We start from the raw sequence: 20,513 nt of genomic DNA, 5'->3' as shown, positions 1-20,513 counted from the left end.
TTCACAGGGTTGTCACAGTAAACACATAGTTGTCACGGGGGTGGCTCCGCCATGATGAACAGCATGAGCCGCACCCAGACCTCACCCGCTCCGATCACTCGGCCCGATGGCACTGCCATCCGGATCCTCGCGGTCGACGATGAGAGCAGTCTGACCGAACTGCTGTCCATGGCCATGCGCTACGAAGGCTGGCAGGTCTCCACCGCGGCCTCGGGCAGCGAGGCTGTCAAGGCGGCCCGCGAGGTACGCCCCGATGCCATCGTGCTCGACATGATGTTGCCGGACTTCGACGGACTCGAGGTGATGCGGCGGGTTCGGGCCGAGGATCCGGACGTTCCAGTGATCTTCCTGACCGCCAAGGACGCCGTGGCTGACCGGATCAGCGGACTCACGGCCGGGGGCGACGACTACGTGACCAAGCCGTTCAGCCTGGAGGAGGTCATCGCTCGGCTGCGGGCTCTGCTGCGCCGCAGCGGTGCCGCGACCGGCCGTAGTGAGTCGCTGCTGGTGGTCGGCGACCTCACCTTGGACGAAGACAGCCACGAGGTCGCCCGTGCCGGCGACGCCATTCAGCTGACCGCAACCGAGTTCGAGCTGCTGCGCTATCTGATGCGCAATCCCCGCCGAGTGTTGAGCAAGGCTCAGATCCTCGACCGAGTCTGGAACTACGACTTCGGCGGTCAGGCCAACGTGGTCGAGCTCTACATCTCCTATCTCCGCAAGAAGATCGACGCCAACCGGGCCCCGATGATCCACACCATGCGCGGCGCAGGGTACGTCTTGCGCCCGGCTTCTTGATGATCACCGGATCCTGATGTCCACGGTCGAGTCTTTGGAAACCGGTCCACCACCGACGTCCCTGGGCCGGGGCACACTGGCGCGCCAGCTCGTGCTCCGCATGGTCGCCCTGGTCGCCCTGGTCGCCGTGCTCTTGTCACTGTTCACGGCACTGGCCACCCGAACTCTGCTGACCAGCCAGTTGGACAAGCAGGTGCTCGCGGCCAAGGCCCGGATCATGCAGGGCGATATCGGGCTCGCGAACGGCGGCCCAGGTCAGGCGCCCCGAGGCATCGAACTGCCTGGCCAGGCCGTCGGCACACTGTCCATGATCTACGCCGAAGGCCAGGCCCCCCGCGGATCGGTGCTGCTGGAGAGCGGACGCCGCGCCAAACCAACGTGGACCAGTGATCAGACGGCGGAACTGCTGGCCGGACTCTCCACCACTCCTGGGCCGATCACCATCGACATCCCCGAACTGGGCCGCTACCGCTATGTCAGCTGGTCACCGGGCGACGGCGTCATCGTCGGCGTGGGGCTGCCGCTGACCGGTGTCGACTCCGCACTGGCAAACCTGATCACCGTCGAGATCATCTTGTCCATCGTCGCCGTCGGGGCTGCCGCGCTTGCCGGGCGGGCGCTGGTCGAACGCAGCCTGCGGCCGCTCAATCGCGTAGCCGCCACCGCCCAGCAGGTCTCCCAGCTGCCGTTGGACCGGGGCGAGGTGGCTCTCGCCGTGCGGGTGCCACCAACCGATACCGATCCGCAGTCCGAGGTCGGGCGAGTCGGACTCGCCCTCAACCACATGCTCAACAACGTGGAGGACGCGCTGGCAGCGCGGCAGGCGAGTGAGACCAAGGTGCGCCAGTTCGTCGCCGATGCCTCCCATGAGCTGCGCAACCCACTGGCAGCGATCCGCGGGTATGCCGAGCTGACCCAGCGCAGCGGCGAGGCGATCCCCCCGGACGCGGCGTACGCGATGTCTCGGGTCGAATCCGAGGCCGAGCGGATGTCGACGTTGGTCGAGGACCTCTTGCTGCTCGCCCGGCTGGATGCGGGCCCGGCACTCGACATCCAGCCCACCGACCTGAATGTGCTGCTGATCGACGCCGTCAGTGATGCCCGGGTGGCCGGGCCGGACCACCACTGGTCGCTGGCACTGCCGGAAGAGATCGTCGAGGTCCAAGCGGATTCTTACCGACTGCACCAGGTGGTCACCAACCTGCTGGCCAATGCCCGTACGCACACGCCGGCCGGCACCCGCGTACAGGTCTCGTTGGGCACCACTGCTGATCACGCCGTCATCACCGTTGCCGACGACGGTCCCGGCATCGCCCCTGACATGCTGAACCGGGTGTTCGAGCGATTCACGCGCGCCGACAGCAGCCGCGCTCGCACGGCGGGAGCCGCACCCGGTGGCAGCACGGGGCTCGGCCTGGCGATCGTGACCGCGGTCGTGGAGGCCCATCACGGCACGGTGTCGGTGCAGAGCCAGCCGGGCGACACTCGATTCGTGGTCAGCTTGCCGCTCGGCGAGGTGCTTTGAGAGAGGACTTGAGATGACCGCACCGGCCGGTGCCGACGCTGCGAAGAGCGCTTTGTCAGCAGGGAACGCGACGGTGATCGCCGCTTCCGCCGGTGCTGCCACACTGGATCGGATCGCTCACCTGAAGCTGTCCTCGATCACGCTGCCGCTGGCCGATCCGATCAGCGATGCCAAAGTGCTGACAGGTCGGCAGAAGCCGATGACCGAAGTCGCCTTCTTGTTCGTCGAGGTCGTGACCTCCGAAGGCCGCACCGGGGTCGGCTTCTCCTACTCCAAGCGTGCCGGCGGCCCTGGCCAGTTCGCCCACGCCAAGGAGATCGCCGAGGTGCTGGTCGGGGAGGACCCCAGCGACATCGGCAAGCTCTGGACGAAGCTGTGCTGGGCCGGCGCCTCCGTGGGACGCAGTGGGCTGGCCACCCAGGCCATCGCCGCCTTCGACGTCGCCCTGTGGGATCTGAAGGCGAAGCGGGCCGGGCTCCCGCTGTCGAAGCTCCTCGGCTCCTACCGCGACTCGGTGCGCACCTACAACACCTCGGGCGGTTTCCTGCACACCCCGATCGAGCAGGTCAAGGAGAATGCCGCCGCCTCGCTGGCCGAAGGCATCGGTGCGATCAAGCTCAAGGTCGGACAGCCTGACTGGCGCCTTGACGTCGCCCGGGTCGCAGCGGTCCGGGAGTTCTTGGACGACGACGTGCCGCTGATGGTCGACGCCAACCAGCAGTGGGATCGCGCCACGGCGATGCGGATGGGCCGGATCTTCGAGGAGTTCGGTCTGGTCTGGATCGAGGAGCCACTGGACGCGTACGACGCCGAGGGCCACGCGGCTCTCGCCCGCGCGCTGGACACCCCGATTGCGACCGGCGAGATGTTGGCCAGCGTCGCCGAACACGCCCGACTGATCGAGGTCGGTGCCGCCGATATCGTCCAGCCCGACGCTCCCCGGATCGGCGGCATCACCCAGTTCCTCAGACTTGCGGCGCTCGCCGAGTCCAAGCAACTGGAGATCGCGCCCCATTTCGCCATGGAGATCCACTGTCACCTCGCCGCGGCCTATCCGATCGAGCCCTGGGTCGAGCACTTCGACTGGCTCGATCCGCTGTTCAACGAACATTTGGAGACCCGGGACGGCCGTATGTGGATATCTGGCCGCCCAGGTCTCGGCTTCACCCTCAGTGAACAAGCTCGTGCCTGGACGGTCGGCACCGCAGAATTCGGGCATCGCCCCTGAGCGGATGGCTGAATCCGCGTCGCCTGAGCCACGGATTGACCGAGTCAACGGATTGACTGAGTCAACGGGTTGACGGAGTCTCAGGCCTCCTGGGTGGCGAACTGGGTCGCGTACAGCTCCGCGTAGCGGCCGCCGGCAGCCAGCAGATCGGAATGCCGGCCGCGCTCGATGATTCGGCCGTCCTCGACCACCAGGATCAGGTCGGCCGACCGGATGGTCGAGAGCCGATGGGCGATCACCACCGCGGTGCGCCCCTCCAGCGCCTCGCCCAGCGCAGCCTGCACCGCGGCTTCGGAGGTGGAGTCGAGATGAGCGGTCGCCTCGTCGAGGATCACCACCCGCGGGTGGGCCAGCAGCAGCCGCGCGATGGTCAGTCGCTGCCGCTCACCGCCAGAGAGTCGGTAGCCACGCTCCCCCACCACCGTGTCGAGGCCATCGGGTAGCGACGCGATGAGCTCGTCCAGCCTGGAGCGACGCAGTGCCGTCCAGAGCTCCTCCTCACTCGCCTCGGGCTTGGCCAGAAGCAGGTTGTCCCGGACCGACTCGTGGAACAGGTGACCGTCCTGCGTCACCATGCCCATCGCACGGCGGAGATCGGCGAAGCTCAGCTCGCGGACATCGACCCCGCCGAGCCGGACCGCACCGGCATCCACGTCGTACAGCCGGGAAAGCAGCTGCGCGAGAGTCGACTTGCCGGCCCCTGAGGATCCGACCAGAGCGACCATCTGACCCGCACCGACCTCGAAACTGACGTCGTGGATCACGTCGACGCCGCCGCGGGTGTCAAGCGTCGCGACCTCCTCGAGCGAAGCGAGAGACACCTTGTCCGCCGCCGGGTAGGCGAAGGTGACATCGTCGAAGACAACCGACAGCGGACCGGTGGGCAACGGCGTCGGAGCCGGCGACTCGGTGATCAGCGGTTTGAGGTCCAAGATCTCGAAGACTCGCTCGAAGCTCACCAGGGCACTCATCACCTCTACCCGTGCCGATGCCAGTCCGGTCAGCGGGGCGTACAGCCGGGTGATCAGCAGCGCCAGCGCCACGACGGCTCCCGGCTCCAGCGACCCGCGCAGTGCGTAGAACCCGCCGAGGCCGTAGACCAGTGCCAGGGCCAGCGCCGAGACCAGCGTCAGTGCCGTCATGAACACCGTCTGCACCATGGCGCTGCGCACCCCGATGTCACGGACTCGGGTGGCCCGGACTGTGAACTCCGCCGACTCCCGCTCGGGCCGGGCGAACAGCTTGACCAGCGTCGCACCGGGTGCCGAGAAGCGCTCGGTCATCTGGTTGCCCATCGTCGCGTTGTGATTGGCAGCTTCCAGCTCCAGCCTGGCCAATCGCCGGCCCATCCGTCGGGCGGGGACGACGAAGATCGGGAGCAGCACCAGGGCCAGCAAGGTGATCTGCCACGACAGGGCGAGCATCGCGATCAGCGCCAAGGCCAGCGCCACGATGTTGCTGACCACGCCGGACAAGGTCTCGGAGAAGGCCCGTTGAGCGCCGATCACGTCGTTGTTGAGCCGGCTGACCAACGCGCCGGTCCGGGTCCGGGTGAAGAACGCGACCGGCATGGTCAGGACGTGGTCGAACACCGACCGCCGCAGATCGAGGATCAGCCCTTCCCCGATCCGTGCCGACAACCAGCGCTGTAGCAGACCCAGTCCGGCCTCAGCCACCGCGATGACGGCGATCGCGATGGCGATCTGCAGCACCTGCGCGTACGGCGCGGTGTTGAAGATGAGGTCGACCACGCGGCCGGCCAGCAGCGGTGTGGCCACCGCGAGGAACGCGCCGATCACGCTGAGAACCAGGAAGCCGACCAGCAACCGCGCGTGCGGACGGGCGAATGCGGCGATCCTTCTGACCGTTGCCCAGGTGAACGGTCGTTTGTCCTGCTGCGCCGTCATCATGTGGTACAGCGAGTTCCAGGCTGCGAACTCCATGCTCATACCGGCACGCTAACTGCGAGGACTGACAGTCGCACCGGCTTAATGCGGGACGTTGGGCCACGGAGCTGTTCCATGGAGCCAGGATGCAAGCTCAAGTGCACTCGAGGTCAAGCGGAGCGAACAGCGAGGGAACGACAACACCGTCCCGAGCGGCCGTGAGCGTAGCGCGGCTCCGCCTGGACGACCGAGGGAGCAAGACACGCTCTTCGTCTTGTGAGCGAGGGAGGAAGGCGGAGTCTGCAGCGCGGAGCGAACAGCGAGGGACGAGAACACCGTCCCGTACGCTCGGGCATGTGACGGAGCGCATCGAGCTCGAGGTCGGCGATCGGGTGGTCAAGCTGAGCAACCCCGATCGGGTCTACTTCTCGGTCCGGGGTGAGACCAAGCTGGACCTGGCGGAGTACTACCTGGCGGTGGCCGACGGGATCGTCAACGCGCTCTACCACCGGCCCTGCATGCTGCACCGCTTTCCCGACGGCGTCGATGGCGAGAAGGTGCACCAGAAGCGGCTGCCCCGAGGTGCTCCGGACTGGGTGGAGACGGTCCGAGTGCACTTTCCTCGCTACAGCCGCTTTGCCGATGAGCTGTGTGTCTCCCACCCGGCCGACGTGATCTGGGCGGTGCAGATGTCGACCGTCGAGTTCCATCCGTGGAACTCCCGGCGCGACGACACCGAGAAGCCGGACGAGTGGCGGATCGATCTCGATCCAGGCCCACTGGCCACCTATGACGACATCCGCCGGGTGGCTGCCATCGTCGAGGAGGTGCTGGCCGAACTCGGGGCGGTTGGCTATCCCAAGACGTCCGGTGGGAAGGGACTGCACATCTATGTCCGGATTCCCCCGGTGCACGGCTTCGCCGACGTACGCAGAGCAGCCTGGGCCTTCGCCCGTGAGGTGGAGCGTCGGGCCGGCGGTTTGGTCGACCTGACCTGGTGGCGCAAGGACCGTGATCCGGCAACCGTCTTCGTGGACTACAACCAGAACGCCCGCGATCACACGATCGCGAGCGCCTACTCTGTACGAGGCACGCCGGAAGGTCTGGTGTCGACCCCGGTGCGATGGGCAGAGATCCCCGACGCCGACCCGCACGACTTCACCATCGCCACCGTGCCGCATCGGTACGCCGAGATCGGCGACCTGCATGCCGACATCGACGACCACCCGTACTCGCTGGACACGCTGCTCGAGTGGGCTGAGCGCGACGAACGCGCCGGCAAGGCTCCCGCCGAGCCGAGTTGAGCCGTGTTGCTAGCTTGCTCTCCCATCGAAAGGTGCGCTGATGCTGCATCGCAGCCTGAAGCAGCATCTGCGCACCTTTCGATTTGGGGTCCGCTCCTGGCATCTTCCTACTATAGTAGTTGATTTCCCACTATAGTAGTGTAGTTCCTACTATAGTGGGAAAGGTCAACACTGAGGAGCTCGGCCATGCAGCTTGATCATCCACTAGCTGTGATCACGCCGACGGCCGACGGCGACGTGCTGATGGTGCTGGCTCGGGCTGACGCCGCGTTCACGACACGTCAGGTGCACACGCTTCTGGACCACTACTCCTACAGCGGCGTTCGCAAGGTGCTCGAACGGCTCGTGACGCAGGGAACTGTGCGCATGCAGCGCTACGGCACAACGGACGCGTTTCAGCTGAATCGGGACCACTTGGCAGCTGGACCGATCATCGAACTTGCAGACCTCCGAGCGACATTCATCAGCCGCCTTCGCGCTGAGATCGAGCAGTGGCCGCTGCCTCCGGTCTACGCCGCCTTGTTCGGGTCGGCAGCTCGCGGTGGGATGCGCCCCGGTAGCGATATCGACTTGTTCGTCGTACGACCCACAAACGTGAGCGAGGAGGACCCTCAGTGGCTTGATCAGCTCGGTCAGCTCGAGTCACGGGCTGCTTCGTGGACAGGAAACGATGCGCGAGTCCTCGAGTACTCCGATGAGAGTGTCCGAGTGCTGTGGTCTGATGAACCAGTCCTGGACTCAGTGCGGACCGAAGCAGTCACCCTGTTCGGTACGTCTTCCTACTGGAGGTCGATACGGCGTGGCAACGAAGAGCGGTAGAACTACTCCCTGCAATGCCATCATGCGCAGCGGTCGACAACGCAAGGCGATGCAGTTCTATGCCGCTGCCAGCGACATCACCGACCTCGCCACCGACCCAGGCGATATCTGTGACGCCTATGTCACTCTGCTTGTCCACGCGGGTATCGCGGCAGCCGACGTCCTGTGCTGCGCTTCGCTGGGTGAGCATGCCCAAGGCGACAACCATGTCGAAGCGGTCGCGTTGCTTGGCAAGTTCGACGCGGACCGCGCGAAAGACCTACGCGTTCTGCTTCAAGTGAAGACCAAGGCTGCCTATAGTCACCAGCGGGTGTCCGTGTCGGAGAGAGTCAAGGTGCGGCGCGCATGTGACCGCCTGATTGAAGCGATCGAGGAACTTGTCGGTTGACCTGATGTCTCGGCCTGAGAAGCAACGCTATCGTGCACAGGTGTCCGACCAGGTTGCGCACGACGACGTGCCCCTCACCGGCGGGCGATTCGCCGGGCCTGTCCGCCGTGGCCAGGTGGTGCTTCGTCGATCAACCTCGGCCACTGCCAACACCGCCGCGCTATTGCAGCACCTCGAACAGGCAGGATTCGAGCAAGCTCCACGTCACTTGGGTTACGCCAGCGACGGCCGCGAGCAACTCAGCTACGTCGAAGGGGACTCGGCGCTGCCGCCGTACGTCGAGGCGGTCCGCGGTGACGAAGCACTCGTCAATGTGGCGCGCACCATCCGGCGCTTCCACGATGCCGCCCAGTCGTTCGTGGCGCCTGAACCATGGAGGTCATCGACCTTGAGCGCGGCCGGTCCGACCGAGATCGACTGCATCGGGCAGGGTGACCTCACGCCCTGGAACATGATCTTTCGCGGGCCGGCGGTCGCCGCCATCTGGGAAACCCAGCCTTCGATGTTCACCGCGATGACCGCCATGCGTGGGGCTCCCGGACAACCGCCAGCTACCTGATCGAACACCGAGACCAGCTGGTGGGTTAAGCGCGGTGTCAGCTACGGCCAGGTCTCGATGACTCCCGTACTGCCGGTAGCCCTCGCGTACGTGCGGTCATTGAGGATGAAGGAGCGGATATCGCTGCTCTCGGCCTCGACCTCCTCCCGCGAGGCGATCCTGGCAAGCACGTCGCCCATCTCCGGGCGAGAAGTGCTGTCATGGATCAGTTCCCGCAGATAGCTCGACAGCGACACGGCTCGCGCTCGGAGGATCGCGACATCATTCTGAAGGGCATTCTGCAATTCCGTGTCACGATCGACCACGCCGCGATGATCCCCTGCATCGCGGCCACCGACAACTCGATTTGGCTTGGCACCAAGCGTCCTGGATTCCATCTCACTCTGCGGGGGTGACCTCGTGGTCAAGTTCAGCCAGTCCTTGACACGCTCGCGGATCCTCCGGACATCGAGTGGTGCGTGGATGCTGTTTCGCCAGCGCTGACGCTACATCTGCGCACCCACCGATGGCGCCAGCGCGAGTCGTGACGCCCGACGCGGTGGATGAACTACGAGGCAACCAGAATGCGAACCATGAATGCCGAGTCGGTGCGGACGCTGGCCAATGAGCAGTACGCCGTTGGAACGCCGACGCGAGTCGAACTTCTGACGACTGGACACAACGACACCTACGTCGTCGAGACGGCCGTCGATCGGTATGCGTTCCGCGTCTACGGGGCGAGTAAGTCGTGGATTCGCGGTGACGACGATCTTCAATTCGAGCTTGGCCTGCTCACTCATCTACATGCCCACCGCGCCGCGATCTCCTACCCGCTGAATACTCGCGGCGGAACCACTCTCGGCCACGTTTCGACATCGGCCGGCGAACGTCACTATGCCCTGTTCAGTTGGGCGTCCGGACAGCCGCTGGACTCGGAGCGCTGGGCGCCGGAAGCAGCCCACCGACTCGGGCATGCCTTGGCCACCGTCCACGTCTTTGCCGACCGGTTCGCGACGACCGGCAGCCGGTATCGCGTTGATGAGCAGACTCTGCTGGACCGATCGATGGAGCGGATGCGGCCCCGGCTGGAGCAAGCGGACCCAGCCGTCGTCGCGTTCATCGAGCAGCAGGTGACCGAGATCCGAGGGCTGCTTCGCTCCTTCGATCCAGGACCGAATGGTTGGGGCATCATTCACGCGGATCCACAGTCCCTGAACATCCACGTCACCGCTGACACAGTGACGCTCTTCGACTTCGACCGTTGCGGCTTCGGCTGGCGTGCGTACGACATCGCGTACGCACTGCGCCATACCGGAGCATCGGGTGATCCAGAGGCAGAGCGCCGCCGAGCCGCACTCGTGGATGGATACCGGTCAGTCCGGCCGCTCACCGCATCCGAGCTCGAGATGCTCCCGACATTGGGCCGGGCCGCCTGGGTCCGCGAAGGCACCGGGGCCGGTCACGGGCTGCCACCCAGCAAGCTCGCAACCTACCTCCGAGATCCGTACCTGCCGCGGTTCACCGGCACTGAGGCCGCGGATACCTGGCACCCGAGCTGATTGGGGCGTCGAAAGGTGCGCTGATGCTGTTTCGTCTGACGTGAAACAGCATCTGCGCACCTTTCGATTTGCCCCCCGCTTGTTGCCGGCTGTCAGCGCCAACTCAGCGGCCGGCCAGGAAGGCGATCAGATCCTCAGCCAGCAGGTCAGGCTGCTCGAGTGCGGCGAAATGACCACCGCGCGGCATCACAGTGAACCGCTCGACCGCGAAGAACCGCTCGGCGAACTCGCGCGGCGGGACACCCGCCAGGTCCTTGGGGAAGAGGGCAAACCCGGTCGGCACCTCGACCTGACCGACATGCCAGCCACCCTGCCAACCGGATTCCCCGCTCTCGCTCCCCTCGCCGGTGTCCCCCGACACCTCGCCGGCCTCCGCCGACTCCGCCGCGTCAGCATTCCCCCACTCCGTGTCTCCGTCACCCCTGTCAGCACTGTCCGCCCAGGATTCTTCACCCCAGGCATCTTCGTCCCACGCGCCCGCAGGCTCGGAGTAGAGCCGCATCGAGGACCGGACCGAGTTCGTCAACCAAAGCAGGCTCACCAGGGCCAGGACGTCGTCGTCGGAGATCGGGTCCTCGCTCCAGTCCTGATACATCTCCGCGATCCAGGCGAGCAGACCGACCGGTGAGTCGCTGAGCGCGACCGCGATGGTGTCGGGATTGGTGGTGTTGGCCAGCAGATAGGTCTGCCCTTCTCCCCACTTGGTGGCCGCGTCGAGATAGACCTGCTCGACCGGGCTCGCCTGCTCGCGGTCGACCGAGAACGTCTTGTCCCACGGCACATCGGTCAGGTGCAGGGCGGCGACGCTCTCCGGATGAGCGGTCGCCAGCGCGGTCGCGATCGCACTGCCCCAGTCACCACCATGCGCCGCATATCGGGCGTAACCGAGTTCGGTCATCAGCCAACTGAGGTCTTCGGCAACGAGCGCCGGCGACATCTCCGCCGTCGGCTGGTCGCTGAACCCGTACCCGGGGATGGTCGGTACGACGACGTCGTGGCCGGCGGCGGTCAACAGCGGGATCAGCTTCGTGAAGCGCAGCGAGGAGTCCGGCCAGCCGTGGACCAACAGCACCGGCATGCCCGTCGCCGACGCTGCTTTGGCGTGCATGAAGTGCAACTGGCGCCCGTCCGGCACGGTGACCAGCTGCTGGCCCAGCCGATCGAGTTCCGCTTCGACGCCCCGCCAGTCAAAGCTCGTACGCCAGTGCCCGGCCAGCCGGCGCGTCGTCGCCATCGGGAACCCGTGACCGGCCGCCGACTCGTCGACCACCCGGGGCCAGCGGACGGCATCGAGTCGGCCATGCAGCTCGTCGAGCGCGGTCTGCGGCACCGGCGGCACACTGGAGGTACGAGTGGTCAGATCCGTTGAAGTGGTCATGCCTCTAGCCTCGCGGCTGACCCCACAGCTCGAATTGAAGATTTCCGCCATCAACCGCCGGTCGGGCGGCTGGCGAACTCGTCGGTCGTGTCGGCCAGGATCCGGGCCGGTGTCCGGCCGGCGATCAGCCGGAAGGCGCGGGTCAGGTGCGCCTGGTCGGCATACCCCGCCTCCACGGCCGCCTCCGCAATCGACCGGCCGGCCTGCAGCAGTGCGTACGCCCGGCGGGCCCGCTGCAGCTGCTCGACCTGCTTACGCCCCAGCCCCACCTCGGCACTGAACCGGCGTTGCAGTTGCCGCTCGGAGTATCCGGCGTCCTCCCCGGCCAGCGCACGCGCCAACTCCGGCGACGCGGTGAGCACGCCCTGTCCGACCATCGCGGCGACCAGGTCCTCCATCGTGTCGTAGCTGGGCACCGGGAACCGCACCCCGCCCAGTTCGAAGAATCGACCGTCGGTGGGCAACTGCCGCATCTCGCCGAGCACATCGAGCTTGGGCACGCGGTGCAGAAACACGTGCGCCCGGAACTCAACCCCCCAGTTGTCATCGCCCGCCCGCACCTCGAGCTCCCGAGTGGTCAGACTCGGCCCGATCAGCACCGCCTCGAACGGGGCTTCGCGTCCGGTGCCGAACGCCAATCCCCAGTACTCGTTGGCGGCGTCGACATAGCTGCCGTCCTCCTCGGCCTGCGAGCGCCACACGACGGAGACCAACGGCGAGGTCGATTCGCGGTACTCGTACATGGGGAGATCGGGCAGCTAGAGCCAGGCCAGGCTCGGGGTCAGGAAACCAGTCCCTTGGCCTTCAGCCAGGCGGCCGCCGCCTCGTGCGGCTCCTCCTGGCCCGAGTCGACCTGCTTGTTCAAGGCGGTCAGCTCGTCGGTGGTGAGCGCCTTCTGCACGGCGTTGATCGCCTCGACCGCCGCAGTGTTGGTGGCCATGTCGGCCCGCGCCAGCGGGATCACGTTCTGCGGCAGGATCATCGACTGCGGGTCGGTCAGCATCACGTAGCCGTTGTCCCGGATCGCCGCCTCGGTGGTGAAGAAGGTCGCGACCTGGATCTTGTTGTCGTTCAGGTCCTTCACCTTCACCGCCGGCGCGTCGTACGGCTTGAACTGCTTGAACTTCGCGCCGTAGATCTTCTCCAGCCCGGGCGGACCGTACGCGCGGTCCTGCAGCTCCGAGGGGCCGCCGAGAATCGAGTTGGCCGAGATCTTCTTCAGATCATCGAGGGACGCGATGCCATGCTGCTGCGCGGTCTGCTTGGTGACCACATACACGTCCTGATCCTGAGCCTGCGACGGCTCAAGCACCTTCAGCTCCTCACCGATCGCCGCGGGCAGCGCCTGCATGATCTCCGACTCGGTGGTCGCAGTCGCCTCGGGATCGACATAGAGCAGCAGATTGCCGGTGTACTCGGGGACGACCGAGATGGAGCCGTCCTTGAGTGCCTTGATGTAGACCTCACGCGAGCCAATACCTGGTTTGGTCTCGACCTGGACGCCCTTGGCCTGCATCGCCTGCGCATAGAGCTCGCCCAGCACCTGGCTCTCGGTGAAGTTGGCCGAGCCTACGATCACCTTGCTGGTGCCCGGGGCTGACGAACTGTCAGACAGCGGGTCGCCCGTGCCGCCACAGGCGGCGAGCGCGAACGCCGCCGTACCAAGGGCGAGAGCGGCCAGCATCTGGCGTGCTCGTCCGCGAAATCGCTGGTGAAAGGCCATCCTGCACTCCGAATCCGGCGCCGATCGTCGGCACCTGCTCAGCGGTGGGGTCGTGCTTCTGCCACCCTAGCCCCGTCGCGAGCGGCCGTGAGGCGGAGCGAGGGCTATGCTGCCGCGAACGCGATCTCGCCGGCGCGGCCTGGCGTGCTCTTGCGGGCCGCCAGCCAGCCGAACAGCCCGAGAATCAGATCCAGCACGATGGCCAACACAGCGACCATGACGGCGCCGGCGAACATCTCGGCATAGTTGGCGGTCGCCTGCCCGCTGAGCAGCAACTGCCCGAGTCCACCTGCCGAGACGAACGCCGCGATCGTGGCGGTGGCGACGACCTGCAGCGTGGCGCTGCGTAGACCCGAGATGACCAGCGGGAGCGCCAAGGGCCACTCCACCTTGCCGATGATCTGATTGCCGGTCATGCCCAGCGCGCGGGCGGCGTGCACCGCCTCGTGGTCGGCGCCTTCCACCCCGGCGGCGGTGGCCGTCAGGATCGGGGGCAGGGCCAGGATCGCCAGCACGCCGATGATCGGTCCGATCCCGTTGCTCAGCAAGGTGACGACCAGGACCAGCAGACCGAGGCTGGGGATCGCCCGGGCGGCGTTGCTCAGCCCGATCCCGATGAACCGGCCATGCCCGGTGTGCCCGATCAGGATGCCGAACGGGATGCCGATCACGGCAGCGACGAGCACCGAGAGGGCGGTGTACGCCAGATGCTGGCCGAGTAGAACGAGGATGCCGTTGTTCGGCGCCGTCCAGTTGGCCGGGTCCAGCAGGTAACTCCAGATCATGCCGACCTCCGTCCGCGAGCCCAGGGAAGCGCCCCGCGTTGGATCAGCAGGATGAGTCCATCGAAGATCAGAGCCAGCAGCAGGCTGAGCACCAGACCGACCACGATCGGGGTCAAGAACCCGGCGTTCAGGCCGCGGGTGAAGAGCTCACCGAGCGCTCCGATGCCGATCACGGCGCCCACGCTGACCAACGCGATGTTGGAGACCGTGACCACCCGCAGACCGGCGAAGATCACCGGCATGGCCAGCGGCAGTTCGACTCGGAACAGGCGCCTGGTCCGACCGAAGCCCACCGCGGCGGCCGAGGAGTTGACAGTCGCAGGCACCGAACGGAGACCGTCGACGACGCTGCGGACGAGCAGCACCACCGAATAGACCGTCAAGGCGACCACGATGTTGAGCGGATTCAAGATCTTGGTGCCGAGGATCGCCGGCATCACGACGAACAGTGCCAGCGACGGGATCGCATAGACCACGCCGAGGATGGCCAGGACGACGTTGGCGAACCTCCCGGTCCGAAACACCAGGTAGCCGAGCGGGATCGAGATCACGAAGGCGGCGAGCACCGGGATGATCGAGAGGATCACGTGCTCACCGGTCAGCTGGGCGATCATCGTGAGGTTGCGCTGGACCCAGCCCCAGTCGATCACCCCATTCATCGTGGCGGCTCCCGATCCCGATCCTCGGCCCCCACGGCCTGATCCTGGTCCGGCCCCGGCGCCGCATCCTCAGGCACCACATTCTCGGGCGTCGCGTCTGAGGGGACAGCGCCCTCGGACTCGAGACCCTCGGCCGCGCCATCCTCCGGATGGGCTGCTGCCTCGGCCGGCGCACTCTCACCAGGCTGGGATCCGACGGACTCCACCTCGCCGGCCGGCGCCTCGAAGGACTGCGATTCGGTCGGCGTGGGCTCGATGTCGTCGGGCAGCGGCCCGGAGATCCGGGTGGCATCGGGATCATCCACAGGTACGAACGGCGCCGGCGCGACCGGGGCGACGCCCGGGACCGGCGGGACGGTGCCAACCGCCGGCACGCCCCGTACGGAGGTGGCCTCCGGATCTTCGTCCCAACCCATGGCCGCCGCGGGTGCGTAGTAGCTCGTCGGCACCGGGTCATCAGTGCGCACCGCCGTGTCGTCCGGACCCACCACCGGCGGATCAGTGCGGATCGCTGTGTCGTCCGGACGCGCCGCGACATCCTCGGTGCGCACCGCGATCGACTCGGCGATCTGAGCACGAGTCCGGGTTACTTGGGCCAGGATCATGTCGGCGTTCACCACACCGGCATACCGTCGCTGCGGTCCGGCGACTGCGACAGCCAGTCCGACCGGCGAGGTCAGCGCGGCATCGAGCGCGCTGCGCAGCGAGTCCCGTTCGGGGTCGAAGGTGGCGCCCAGCGCGATGGTCGAGCCGGGACGTGACGGATCTGCCCAGCTCATCGGCTGCGCATCGGCGTTCACCACCAGGGTGGGGCCGCCCCCACCGCCGTACCCGGCATCGCGAACGACTTGCACACTGCCCAGCGCCAGTCCCGACGCAGGTTGGAACGACAGCGCGCGATAGCCGCGGTCCTTGCCGACGAAGCCCTCCACAAAGGCGTCGGCGGGCTCGTCCAGCAATTGCTGCGGCGTCCCGACCTGGGCGAGCCGGCCACCGACGCGCAGCACGGCCACCTGATCGCCCAGCCGGATCGCCTCGTCGATGTCGTGGGTGATCATGATGATCGTCTTGCTGAGCTGCCGCTGGAGATGGAGGAAGAACTCCTGTAGCTCGCTGCGTACCACCGGGTCGACCGCGGAGAACGGCTCGTCCATCAACAGCACCAGCGGATCGGCGGCCAGCGCGCGGGCCACCCCGACGCGCTGCTGCTGTCCCCCGGACAGCTGCGCCGGATACCGGCTGCCCAGCGGACGCTCCAGGCCGACGCTGCCGAGCAGTTCCACGGCCCGCTTCTGAGACTTCCTCCGGTCCCAGCCGAGCAGGTCCGGGACGGTGGCGATGTTCTCCAGCACCGTCCGGTGCGGGAACAGGCCCCCGCTCTGGATCACGTAGCCCATCTGTCGTCGCAGAGCGGTCCTGCGCCGCGACTTGACCGGTTTGCCGTCCCAGGTGATCTTGCCCTTCGACGGTTCCAGCATTCGATTGACCATCCGCAGTGTGGTGGTCTTGCCACAGCCGGACGGTCCCACGATGACGGTGATCTTGCCCGACGGCACGACCAGGTTCAGATTGTCGACGGCCGTCGTCCCGTCCCGGAAGGTCTTGGAGACTGACTCGAACTCGATCACGCGAAACCTCTGCTACTCCGACTGCGGTGGGTCACGACACCCCTGCGGGTCGTGACCACGGCTGGCCCGGTCGCCCGCGCCGCCAACCATTTCGACCCTAGACGTCTGGACGAGAGCAACCAGGGAACCGGTCCGGCGCGCCTGCCGATTCACATTCTGACGCCACAGCCTCTTGCGCATGGCGTCATAGTGACGTCATACTGGCGTCATGGATCTCTCACCGTATCTGGAGACCGTGCGACAGGGCGTCACCGGTGCCGCTGCGCTCGGCGACGACAGCACCCGTCTGGTGGCCGAACGACTCGGCGGCGCAGTCGAGGCCAGCACCCGATTGGCCCTGATCAGCGCTTTGTCCGATGCAGCAGCGCAGATCAGCGCCGAGATCGCCCCGAGCAGCGTCGAGCTGCGTCTCAATGGTGTCGACCCCGATCTCGTGGTCGCCGTGGCCGCCCCCACCGCCGAACCCACCCTGCTGCTCCCGGCCCGCGAGGAGCCCGGCCCGGAGCAGGCCGAGGTCGAGGACGTCCCAGCCGCTGACGAGGACGAGCCGGTAGCCCGGATCAGTCTGCGACTGCCCGCCTCAGTCAAGGCTCGCGTCGACGAACAGGCTGATGCCGACAAGATCTCCACCAATGCCTGGTTGTTGCGGGCCGTGATGGATGCTCTCGGCCAGCGCCAAGCCTCGGCGGCGCCCAAACCCCCGACTCCGCCCGCACCACCTGGTGACAGCGGCCCCTTCGGTCCGTACGGCGTGTTCGGTCCGCACGGCCCCTTCGGCCCGAGCGGCTTGTTCGGTCGCCGCAACACCGGCGCCCACAACGCACCCGAGGCTGCCACGCCATCAACCAGCCGGGGCACCGTGCAGGGGTGGGTCCGATGACGGCTCGCACCTTCGATGCCGCGGGAATCCGGACGATCGTCGTGGACAATCTCGCCCGTGGCTCCCTGAGCCTCGAAGCCGGCCCACTCGATGACATCGTCGAGGGTACGGTCAGCGCGGCCGAGGATCTGCTGCAGCAGACCAACATCAGGCACGAGGCCGACACGCTACGGATCTGGTTCCCGGAGCAGGTGTTCCGGAGCCAGACCGCGCATCTGCGGATCGGGGTGCCGGCCGGCACCGCGCTCACTGCTCGCACGGGCTCGGCCGATGTCACCGCCACCGTCCCGCTCGGCCGGTGCCGGCTGATCACGGGATCGGGCGACATCAGTCTGGCCAGTGCCGAGGATCTCGACGTCACGACCGGCTCGGGGTCGGCGTCGGTCGGCTCACTCAGCGGCAGCGCGGCTCGGCTCAGCAGTGGGTCCGGCGACATCGTGGTCGGCGAGGCCCATTGCCCGATCTCGGCCAAGTCCGGTTCCGGCGATCTCCTGGTCAGGTCCCTCCAGGCAGTCGAGCTCCGCGCCTCCTCGGGCTCGGGCGACATCTCGGTGCCGGGTGCCCGAGGATCGATCGACCTCCGATCGGCGTCCGGCTCGCTGACGATCGGGATCGCCGACGGACTCACCGCCTGGCTCGACCTCAGTTCCACCAGCGGCGCGGTGCGGGTGGCGATGGATCCCTGCAACGCCCCGGCCGACGGCGAGCCGTACGTGAGCGTTCGGGCGCGTACCGCTTCCGGAGAGATCGCCGTCTACCGAACCTGATGCCGCTTGCCGAAGGCCAGCCGCACCGACTTGCCGCTACTGGATGGTCGAGTTGGTGAAGACCGGGTTGCCGCTGCCCAGGTAGAAGATGCCCGGGTAGTTCTGGAAGCTGTGCGGCCCCGGATAACCGGGCGCGGCGTAGGTGTTGTTCTTGCTCACCGTCTTGTCGATGATCAAGCGACCTGTCTTGTCATTACTGACATAGAAGATCGAGCTGCCGCCGGCCTTGGCGGTGTTGTACTGGATGTCGGAGCCGGAGATCCTCAGGTCGTACGACGTGCCGTCGGTGTAGATCGCACCACCGCTGCCACCACCCGGCGTACCGGAGTGAGCGGGGTTGGCGCAGCACCCGATCGCGTTGTTGTAGCTGATCTTGCTGTTCACGACGGTGATCGGGGTACGCAGACCGCTGATCGCGCCCCCGTTGGAGCACGAGTTGCCCTGGCCGCTGGCCCCGCCGAAGGTGCTCTGCACGATGGCTACCGGCTCCTGGTTGCGCGCGGCGTGGGAGTTGTCCAGGTCGTTCGGCGTCGGGGAGCGCTGGGCGAGAACACGGACTGCCGCGCCACCCAGGTCCGGACCGTTGGTCGCGCAGACGTTGTTGACGAACACCGAGCGGACGACCTTCAGCTTGCCGCCCAGTGCGAAGATGGCGCCGCCACCGTTGGAACCCTGATTGGTGTCGCCCGGTGAGACGTAGGAGGCATTGGTGGCGTTGCCGTTCGCGAAGGTGATGTTCTGCACCGTCACCACCGGCCACTGAGGCGCGTACAGACAGTTGCCCGACACCTTGCCCAATGAGGTGTCACAGGTGTCCATGTAGAGGATCCGGTTGGTGTTGCCACCGGACAGCGTGACCTTGCCGCCACCGTCGATCACCAACTTGCGAGTGCTGTTGCTCACCTTCAGCGTCTGCGAGAGCGTGATGGTGACCGGGTTGGGACCGCAGTTGAAGGTGATCACCCCTCCTGCGTTCACCGCGGCAACCACGGCTGCCGACGTGCAGCTGCTCGGGGTTCCGGTGCCGACCACTCGATCCGGACTGCTGACATCCTCCGCACCCATGCCGGCCGGCACCGCGACGGTGCCGCTCAGATTGCCGGGGTTGAAGCTCGAAGGCGTCGTAGGTGAGCTGGTGCTGCTGGGTGAGCTGGTGGCACTCGGCGAGCTGGTGCTGCTGGGTGAACTCGTCGCCGTCGGCGAGCTCGTGGCAGTCGGCGAGCTGGTCGGGGTGGCCGAGGGGCTCGGCGAGCTCGACGAAGGGCGGAACACCACATCGACGTAGTAGTTGCTGGCCTGATAGGTGGAACTCGGGAATCCGGACGTGCCGTAGCGGTAGACGCCGCCGTTGGTCGGCACGCTCAGGTCACCGCTGGTGTAGGTGCTGGTGAAGAACCGCTGCGCCACGGCATAACGACCGCGCGGCGCGCGATAGGAAGCGACGTACCGCTGACCGGCGGTCAGCTTGACCGGGCTCGCGAACTCGACCGTCTGCCAGCCCGTTGCGGTCTCGTTGGCGAAGGTCGCGGTCGCCAGGCGGGAGCCGGACGAACTCCACAGGCTGCCGGTGTGGGTGCCGGTATTGCCCGAGCCCTTGTAGAACCGAACACCCACGGCCGAGCCGCTCACCCGGGGGGTGAAGGTCACGCCCAGCTCGACTGCTGCAGTGTCACTGTCAGCCGGCGTCGCGGGCACCGTGGTGCCGAAGATGGTGGCATCGCCGGCCGCGCCCTGGGCGGGCGCGGGTGCGGCAAGCAGCCCCAGCGCCACTGCCAAGATCGTGGCAAGGACACCCACAGCTGTGCCCAAGCGCGCGCGGCTGGATCGTCGAACTGAAGTCTGCATCTCGTCTCCCCCGGTTCGGGGTCAGGTCCCGAACAAGCTGGTCACCGGCCCTAGCGCAGCGACCGACCGGCATATCGAGATGCAATTGTTACAGAACGCCTCCCGGACCGCCAATCCAGCACCTCCCGTGACCCGAGCGTGATCCGAGGAAGGATGGTGTCCAGCACGGCCGGCCGCGACGAGGGACTGGATCCACGCCGCCTAACGGAAGCTCTTCTTCTAGAGCTGAGAGCGGTGGAAGTTGACGTGGGAGCGGCTCGGGGTCGGCCCGCGCTGGCCCTGGTAATGCGATCCGTGGACCGCGGAGCCGTACGGGTGCTCGGCGGCGGTGGTCAGTCGGAAGAAGCAGAGCTGACCGATCTTCATGCCTGGCCACAGCTTGATCGGCAGGGTCGCGACATTGGACAGCTCCAAGGTCACGTGGCCGCTGAAGCCGGGGTCGATGAAACCGGCCGTGGCGTGGGTGAGCAGACCCAACCGGCCGAGTGACGACTTGCCCTCGACCCGGGCTGCGACGTCGTCGGGCAGGGTGACGACCTCGAAGATCGAGCCCAGGGCGAACTCACCTGGATGCAGGATGAACGGTTCGTCCGCGGCCACCTCGATCGGTCTGGTCAGCTCGGACTGATCCTCCGCCGGGTCGATGTGCGGATAGCGGTGGTTCTCGAACACCCGGAAGAACCGGTCCAGCCGGACGTCGATGCTGGAGGGCTGCACCATCGCGGCGGCGTACGGCTCCAGGCCGATGCGGCCTCGCTCGATCTCGGCTTTGATGTCACGGTCGGACAACAACATGACCCTGA

General features: G+C 66.7%; 20 protein-coding genes. 10 read left to right on the top strand and 10 right to left on the bottom strand.

Features of this window, described 5'->3' with window-relative positions; translation table 11 throughout:
* Positions 1-63: 63 nt before the first annotated feature.
* The 3 genes from MLP_RS02885 to MLP_RS02875 are packed head-to-tail and all read left to right on the top strand — an operon-like array spanning position 64 to position 3,551.
* Entirely contained in the window at positions 64-798 is a 735-nt protein-coding gene (locus MLP_RS02885) for a response regulator transcription factor (RefSeq protein WP_041789653.1), read from the top strand.
* Between the two features lie 16 nt (positions 799-814).
* A complete protein-coding gene (locus MLP_RS02880) occupies positions 815-2,323 on the top strand; it encodes a sensor histidine kinase (protein WP_013861503.1) in 1,509 nt (502 codons plus the stop codon).
* Positions 2,324-2,336: 13 nt separating this feature from the next.
* A complete protein-coding gene (locus tag MLP_RS02875) occupies positions 2,337-3,551 on the top strand; it encodes an L-talarate/galactarate dehydratase (RefSeq protein WP_013861502.1) in 1,215 nt (404 codons plus the stop codon).
* 80 nt (positions 3,552-3,631) lie between these two features.
* Here MLP_RS02875 and MLP_RS02870 read toward each other — a convergent pair whose 3' ends face one another.
* Positions 3,632-5,500 carry an ABC transporter ATP-binding protein gene (locus MLP_RS02870; protein ID WP_013861501.1) on the bottom strand — a complete coding sequence of 623 codons (1,869 nt, stop codon included), beginning with the start codon at positions 5,498-5,500 and terminating at the stop codon, positions 3,632-3,634.
* A gap of 293 nt (positions 5,501-5,793) precedes the next feature.
* On the opposite strand from MLP_RS02870, the gene ligD reads away from it, so the two are divergent.
* The 4 genes from ligD to MLP_RS02850 all read left to right on the top strand — a co-directional run bounded on the left by ligD (position 5,794) and on the right by MLP_RS02850 (position 8,507).
* Positions 5,794-6,741, top strand: coding sequence for a non-homologous end-joining DNA ligase (gene ligD / locus MLP_RS02865; RefSeq protein WP_013861500.1), 948 nt, complete (start codon positions 5,794-5,796; stop codon positions 6,739-6,741).
* Between the two features lie 186 nt (positions 6,742-6,927).
* Positions 6,928-7,560 carry a nucleotidyltransferase domain-containing protein gene (locus MLP_RS02860; protein ID WP_013861499.1) on the top strand — a complete coding sequence of 211 codons (633 nt, stop codon included), beginning with the start codon at positions 6,928-6,930 and terminating at the stop codon, positions 7,558-7,560.
* Positions 7,561-7,582: 22 nt separating this feature from the next.
* The gene (locus MLP_RS02855) at positions 7,583-7,948 is read left to right on the top strand and encodes a hypothetical protein (RefSeq protein ID WP_041789651.1); all 366 of its coding nucleotides are present in this window, start codon (positions 7,583-7,585) and stop codon (positions 7,946-7,948) included.
* A gap of 40 nt (positions 7,949-7,988) precedes the next feature.
* Positions 7,989-8,507, top strand: coding sequence for an aminoglycoside phosphotransferase family protein (locus MLP_RS02850; RefSeq protein WP_013861497.1), 519 nt, complete (start codon positions 7,989-7,991; stop codon positions 8,505-8,507).
* A 41-nt stretch (positions 8,508-8,548) separates the two neighbouring features.
* Here the strand turns inward: MLP_RS02850 and MLP_RS27815 are convergent, their stop codons facing one another.
* Positions 8,549-8,812, bottom strand: coding sequence for a hypothetical protein (locus MLP_RS27815; RefSeq protein ID WP_013861496.1), 264 nt, complete (start codon positions 8,810-8,812; stop codon positions 8,549-8,551).
* A 267-nt stretch (positions 8,813-9,079) separates the two neighbouring features.
* On the opposite strand from MLP_RS27815, the gene MLP_RS02840 reads away from it, so the two are divergent.
* Positions 9,080-10,045, top strand: coding sequence for a phosphotransferase (locus tag MLP_RS02840; protein ID WP_041789648.1), 966 nt, complete (start codon positions 9,080-9,082; stop codon positions 10,043-10,045).
* Between the two features lie 103 nt (positions 10,046-10,148).
* On the opposite strand, the gene MLP_RS02835 is transcribed toward MLP_RS02840, so the two are convergent.
* The 6 genes from MLP_RS02835 to MLP_RS02810 all read right to left on the bottom strand — a co-directional run bounded on the left by MLP_RS02835 (position 10,149) and on the right by MLP_RS02810 (position 16,218).
* Positions 10,149-11,423: an epoxide hydrolase family protein gene (locus MLP_RS02835; RefSeq protein ID WP_013861494.1), complete on the bottom strand. Its 1,275-nt coding sequence runs from the start codon at positions 11,421-11,423 to the stop codon at positions 10,149-10,151.
* Between the two features lie 50 nt (positions 11,424-11,473).
* Positions 11,474-12,166 (bottom strand): helix-turn-helix transcriptional regulator, encoded by a 693-nt coding sequence (locus MLP_RS02830; RefSeq protein ID WP_013861493.1) that lies wholly within the window; start codon positions 12,164-12,166, stop codon positions 11,474-11,476.
* A gap of 38 nt (positions 12,167-12,204) precedes the next feature.
* Positions 12,205-13,107 (bottom strand): ABC transporter substrate-binding protein, encoded by a 903-nt coding sequence (locus tag MLP_RS02825; protein WP_041789646.1) that lies wholly within the window; start codon positions 13,105-13,107, stop codon positions 12,205-12,207.
* A gap of 143 nt (positions 13,108-13,250) precedes the next feature.
* A complete protein-coding gene (locus MLP_RS02820) occupies positions 13,251-13,931 on the bottom strand; it encodes an ABC transporter permease (RefSeq protein ID WP_013861491.1) in 681 nt (226 codons plus the stop codon).
* Positions 13,928-14,590, bottom strand: coding sequence for an ABC transporter permease (locus MLP_RS02815; protein WP_013861490.1), 663 nt, complete (start codon positions 14,588-14,590; stop codon positions 13,928-13,930). The genes MLP_RS02820 and MLP_RS02815 overlap by 4 nt, the downstream gene beginning before the upstream one ends.
* Entirely contained in the window at positions 14,587-16,218 is a 1,632-nt protein-coding gene (locus tag MLP_RS02810) for an ABC transporter ATP-binding protein (protein ID WP_013861489.1), read from the bottom strand. The genes MLP_RS02815 and MLP_RS02810 overlap by 4 nt, the downstream gene beginning before the upstream one ends.
* 208 nt (positions 16,219-16,426) lie before the next feature.
* Between MLP_RS02810 and MLP_RS02805 the strand changes: the two genes are divergently transcribed.
* Positions 16,427-17,098: a hypothetical protein gene (locus tag MLP_RS02805; protein WP_013861488.1), complete on the top strand. Its 672-nt coding sequence runs from the start codon at positions 16,427-16,429 to the stop codon at positions 17,096-17,098.
* Positions 17,095-17,865: a DUF4097 family beta strand repeat-containing protein gene (locus MLP_RS02800; protein ID WP_156821002.1), complete on the top strand. Its 771-nt coding sequence runs from the start codon at positions 17,095-17,097 to the stop codon at positions 17,863-17,865. The genes MLP_RS02805 and MLP_RS02800 overlap by 4 nt, the downstream gene beginning before the upstream one ends.
* A 36-nt stretch (positions 17,866-17,901) precedes the next feature.
* Here the strand turns inward: MLP_RS02800 and MLP_RS02795 are convergent, their stop codons facing one another.
* Together MLP_RS02795 and dcd are read right to left on the bottom strand one after the other, a co-directional pair.
* Positions 17,902-19,674 (bottom strand): DUF4082 domain-containing protein, encoded by a 1,773-nt coding sequence (locus MLP_RS02795; RefSeq protein ID WP_172641534.1) that lies wholly within the window; start codon positions 19,672-19,674, stop codon positions 17,902-17,904.
* 255 nt (positions 19,675-19,929) lie between these two features.
* A complete protein-coding gene (gene dcd, locus MLP_RS02790; RefSeq protein ID WP_013861485.1) occupies positions 19,930-20,505 on the bottom strand; it encodes a dCTP deaminase in 576 nt (191 codons plus the stop codon).
* Between the last annotated feature and the right edge of the window lie 8 nt (positions 20,506-20,513).

It is taken from the genome of Microlunatus phosphovorus NM-1 (assembly GCF_000270245.1).
Lineage (GTDB): Bacteria > Actinomycetota > Actinomycetes > Propionibacteriales > Propionibacteriaceae > Microlunatus > Microlunatus phosphovorus.
Note: the sequence above shows the minus strand (reverse complement) of the source record. Positions and strands in the feature narration are given on the sequence as shown.